The organism is Dietzia sp. CQ4 (assembly GCF_014145125.1).
Lineage (GTDB): Bacteria > Actinomycetota > Actinomycetes > Mycobacteriales > Mycobacteriaceae > Dietzia > Dietzia natronolimnaea.
The window spans coordinates 1-4,231 of the sequence record NZ_JAALDZ010000396.1 but is presented as its reverse complement, the minus strand read 5'-3'; the positions used below and the strand labels follow the sequence as shown (position 1 = coordinate 4,231).

Here is a 4,231-nt window from a genome sequence, read left to right as displayed (position 1 = left end):
CCGCCGCCCGCGACATCCGCGGGCGGCGGCCTCGTCCGTGATCGGGGACGGCCCGGGCCCACCTCACGGTGATCGGCCCTCGGAGCTCAGCCTTCGGCGGCGAGCTGGCCGCAGGCGGCGGCGATCTCCTGCCCACGGGTGTCCCGGACTGTGCAGGAGACACCGGACTGCTGGACCGCGGCGACGAACGCGTCCTGCTGGGGCTTCGGGCTGGCGTCCCACTCGCTGCCCGGAGTCGGGTTGAGAGGGATCAGGTTGACGTGGGCCATGGGTCCGAGGCGCTGTACGAGCAGCCGACCGAGCATCTCCCCGCGCCACGTCTGGTCGTTCACATCGCGGATCAACGCGTACTCGATCGACACCCGCCGGCCCGTGGCGTCGGCGTAGTGCCGCGCGGCGTCCATGACCTCGGAGACGGGCCACCGGTTGTTGACCGGCACGAGGGTGTCGCGCAGTTCGTCGTCAGGGGTGTGCAGCGAGACCGCCAGGGTCACCTGGAGTCCCTCCTCCGCGAGGCGATGGATCGCGGGGACGACTCCGACCGTCGAGACCGTGACCGAACGCTGGGACAATCCGAACCCGGACGGCGGCGGCGAGACGATCCCCCGGACAGCCGTGAGGACCCGCTTGTAGTTGGCCAGCGGCTCACCCATCCCCATGAACACCACGTTGGACAGTCGGCCCGGGCCGCCGGGGACCTCGCCGTCCCGCATCGCCCGGGCGGCCTCGCGCACCTGCTCGAGGATCTCGGCGGCCGAGAGGTTGCGGTCGAGCCCGGCCTGGCCGGTGGCGCAGAACGGGCAGGCCATGCCGCACCCGGCCTGGCTGGAGATGCACAGCGTCGCCCGGTCCGGGTAGCGCATGAGCACGCTCTCCACCAGCGAGCCGTCGTGCAGCTTCCACAACGTCTTGCGCGTGGTGCCCCCGTCGGCGGAGATGTGCCGGACCGAGGAGGCCAGGCGCGGGAACAACTCGGAACCGATCTGTTCACGCAGACCGACCGGGAGGTCCGTCATCTCCGCGGGGTCGGCCTCGAGTCGTCCGAAGTACTGGTTGGCGAGCTGCTTCCCCCGGAAGGCGGGGACCCCCAGTTCGCTCATCGCCGCAGCCCGGCCCTCTGCGTCGAGGTCGGCGAAGTGACGAGGCGGAAGACCCCGGCGGGGGGCGTCGAAGACGAGGGGTAGTGGTTCAACCATGATGGCTGCCATTGTGTCAGAAACCGGACCGCACGACACACCGCCAGCGGATGCCGTCGGCGCCGGTGAGGGAATAGAGTCCTCCCATGGCCACGCGTTCGCACGAACCAGTTGACCCCCAGCACACCGACCACACCGCCGGAGCAGCGGAGATCGCGCCGGTCGAGGACACCCACGCCTCGGCTCCTGCGACGGTCCCCGCGGGGGACTCACGCGGGGGACGCGGGAGCCACGACGACGACGTCATGGACACCCACGGCGGCAAGCTGGGGTCGGCCTGGGTGGGACTGGTCCTCGGCGCCCTGGTGACGATCCTGTTGCTGATCTTCATCGCGCAGAACACCACGTCCACGGGCGTGCGGTATCTGGGGCTGGAGTTCAGCCTCCCCCTGGGGGTCCTGATCCTGTTCGCCGCCATCGCCGGCGCGTTGATCATGGCGCTGTTCGCCGGATTCCGGATCCTGCAGCTGCGGATGCGCGCCCGGAAGGCGCGCAAGGTGTCGGCCCGCCACCACTGAGGGGTGTCGTCCCCACGGCCGACCGCCGGTGAGCGCGCCCCCGCACGCTCAGGTCGGGACGACGTAGGTGAAGATGATCCACACCACGACGGCGGTGGGCAGGACCGAGTCGAGGCGGTCCATGAAGCCGCCGTGGCCGGGCAGCATGGTGCCCATGTCCTTGATGCCCAGGTCCCGCTTGACCTGTGACTCGATGAGGTCGCCCAGGGTCGCCGTGAAGACGGTGAGGACGCCGAGCAGGACACCCTTGAGGAAGTTGTCGTCGAACAGCAGCACCACCACGAGCGCCCCGCCGATGATGGCGAACACCATCGATCCGGCGAAGCCCTCCCACGACTTCTTGGGGCTCACCGCGGGCGCCATCGGGTGTCTGCCGAACAGCACGCCGGTGACGTATCCCCCGACGTCCGAACACACCACCAACAGGATCAGGGCGACGACACGCTGCGCCCCGTGGTCGCCGTCCGCGAGCATGGCGCCGAGAGCGCCAGGGACCGCGATCCACACCAGGACGAACAGGGCCACCGAGACGTCACGGAGATAGTTCTGTGGGGCCGTGGTCAGCCCCGCCATCAGGAGGCGCCAGACCAGGACCAGGACGGTGGTGGCGGCGAACGCGGCGAAGGCGCCCTTTGCCTCGGCGAAGAACCCGGCCCAGACCATCGCCTGTCCACCGAGGAGCAGGGGCACCAACGGGAGGCGGAACTGCGCCTGCCGCAGCCGCTTGAACACCTCCCAGGTCCCGATGGCCACGGCACCGGCCGCGACCAGGTACCAGGCCCTGGGGTTGAACGCGATACTCGCGATCACCAGAGCCCCGAGCCCGACGCCCACCGGGATGGCGCGGGTCAGGTCCCTTCCCGCCCGCGACGGCGGAGCCGCGGCCGCGGCTGTGGGCCCGGGTGGGCCGGGCGGGGCGGTGTCCACGGCATTCTCCTCGAGTCTCGGGGGTGGGTCGGCGGGTGCTGGGAGATCAGACCTCCATCAACTCGCCTTCCTTGGCCTTGACGAGCTCGTCCACGTCGGCCACGTACCGATGGGTGAGCTTGTCGAGTTCCTTCTCGGCGGCGTTGACCTCGTCCTCGCCGGCCTCGCCGTCCTTGACGATGCGCTTGAGCTCGTCCATCGCCTTACGCCGGACACCTCGGAGCGCGATACGACCGTCCTCGGCCTTCGACTTGGCCTGCTTGACCAGATCGCGCCGGCGCTCCTCGGTGAGCTGTGGGACCGTCACGCGCAGAACCTGGCCGTCGTTGGTCGGGTTGACGCCGAGATCCGAGTTCCGGATGGCGTTCTCGATCGGACCGATCTGGGACATCTCGTACGGCTTGATGATGAGCATCCGGGGCTCGGGCACCGCGATACTCGCCATCTGGGTGATGGGGGTCAGGGTCCCGTAGTACTCGCAGAGCACCCGGTTGAACATGCCGGGGTTGGCGCGACCGGTACGGATGGCGGCGAGCTGGTCACGGACGTGCTCCACGGCCTTCTCCATCTTCTCCTCGGCCTCGAGCAGGGTGTCGTCGATCATGTGTTGCCTTCCGTTCTCTACGTGGATGAGGGGCGCGGATCCCGCGCCTCAGGCCGGGCTGCTGACCAGGGTCCCGATCTCCTCACCGGCGACGGCGCGCGCGATGTTGCCCTCGGTGAGGAGGTTGAAGACCAGGATGGGCATCTTGTTGTCCATGCAGAGGCTGAACGCGGTCGTGTCGGCGACCTTCAGTCCCCGTTCCAGGCACTCGCGGTGCTCGATCCGTGCGAAGAGTTCGGCGTCGGGGTTGGTCCGCGGGTCGTCGGAGTAGACCCCGTCGACGGCCTTGGCCATCAACAGCACCTCGGCCTTGATCTCGAGCGCCCGTTGGGCGGCTGTCGTGTCGGTGGAGAAGTAGGGCATTCCCATGCCCGCGCCGAAGATCACCACACGCCCCTTCTCCAGATGCCTCTCGGCACGAAGGGGGATGTACGGTTCCGCGACCTGACCCATGTGGATGGCGGTCTGCACCCGCGTGGACACGCCCTCCTGCTCGAGGAAGTCCTGCAGCGCCAGACAGTTCATGACGGTGCCGAGCATCCCCATGTAGTCGCTCCGTGCTCGGTCGAGGCCACGCTGCTGCAACTGGGCGCCGCGGAAGAAGTTCCCGCCGCCGATGACGATCGCGATCTGCGCGCCCGTGCGGGACACCTCGGCGATCTGCCTGGCGACCGACTGGACCACATCGGGGTCGATCCCCACGCCGCCCCCGCCGAACATCTCTCCGCCCAGCTTGAGCATCACACGCTTGTAGCCGTCCCGCGGGTCGGTCATCGCTCTCCTCGTCCCGGACGGATCACGCCCGTCTCGTGCGTCAACGCCCCCGACGTCGTCGTCGAGAAGCCGTACGGCCCTTGGTGGGACCTCGTCTATTCTGCCCTATCGCCACCGCCGCCACACCGCAGCCCGCGCGCCCGCGTACGGGGCCGGTCGGACACGCGCCGACGGCGGCACCCGGGAGTCCGGGTGCCGCCGTCGGAGGAGTA

Annotated in this window: 5 protein-coding genes; 1 reads left to right on the top strand and 4 read right to left on the bottom strand. The window is 69.3% G+C overall.

The genetic code is table 11. The annotated features are described in order from the left end of the window. Positions 1-86 precede the first annotated feature (86 nt). On the bottom strand, positions 87-1,196 hold the full coding sequence (rlmN, locus tag G6031_RS17675; RefSeq protein WP_179525453.1) for a 23S rRNA (adenine(2503)-C(2))-methyltransferase RlmN: 1,110 nt from the start codon (positions 1,194-1,196) through the stop codon (positions 87-89). 86 nt (positions 1,197-1,282) lie between these two features. Here rlmN and G6031_RS17670 point away from each other — a divergent pair, with 86 nt between their 5' ends. Beyond that, the gene (locus G6031_RS17670) at positions 1,283-1,714 is read left to right on the top strand and encodes a lipopolysaccharide assembly protein LapA domain-containing protein (protein WP_179525454.1); all 432 of its coding nucleotides are present in this window, start codon (positions 1,283-1,285) and stop codon (positions 1,712-1,714) included. A gap of 48 nt (positions 1,715-1,762) precedes the next feature. On the opposite strand, the gene G6031_RS17665 is transcribed toward G6031_RS17670, so the two are convergent. From G6031_RS17665 to pyrH, 3 genes are read right to left on the bottom strand one after another with little or no spacing between them, the layout of a single operon-like run. Then, positions 1,763-2,641: a phosphatidate cytidylyltransferase gene (locus G6031_RS17665; RefSeq protein ID WP_182644736.1), complete on the bottom strand. Its 879-nt coding sequence runs from the start codon at positions 2,639-2,641 to the stop codon at positions 1,763-1,765. A 46-nt stretch (positions 2,642-2,687) separates the two neighbouring features. Continuing rightward, the gene (gene frr / locus G6031_RS17660; protein ID WP_182653974.1) at positions 2,688-3,245 is read right to left on the bottom strand and encodes a ribosome recycling factor; all 558 of its coding nucleotides are present in this window, start codon (positions 3,243-3,245) and stop codon (positions 2,688-2,690) included. Positions 3,246-3,293: 48 nt separating this feature from the next. After that, positions 3,294-4,019, bottom strand: coding sequence for a UMP kinase (gene pyrH / locus G6031_RS17655; protein WP_179525457.1), 726 nt, complete (start codon positions 4,017-4,019; stop codon positions 3,294-3,296). Positions 4,020-4,231 lie beyond the last annotated feature (212 nt).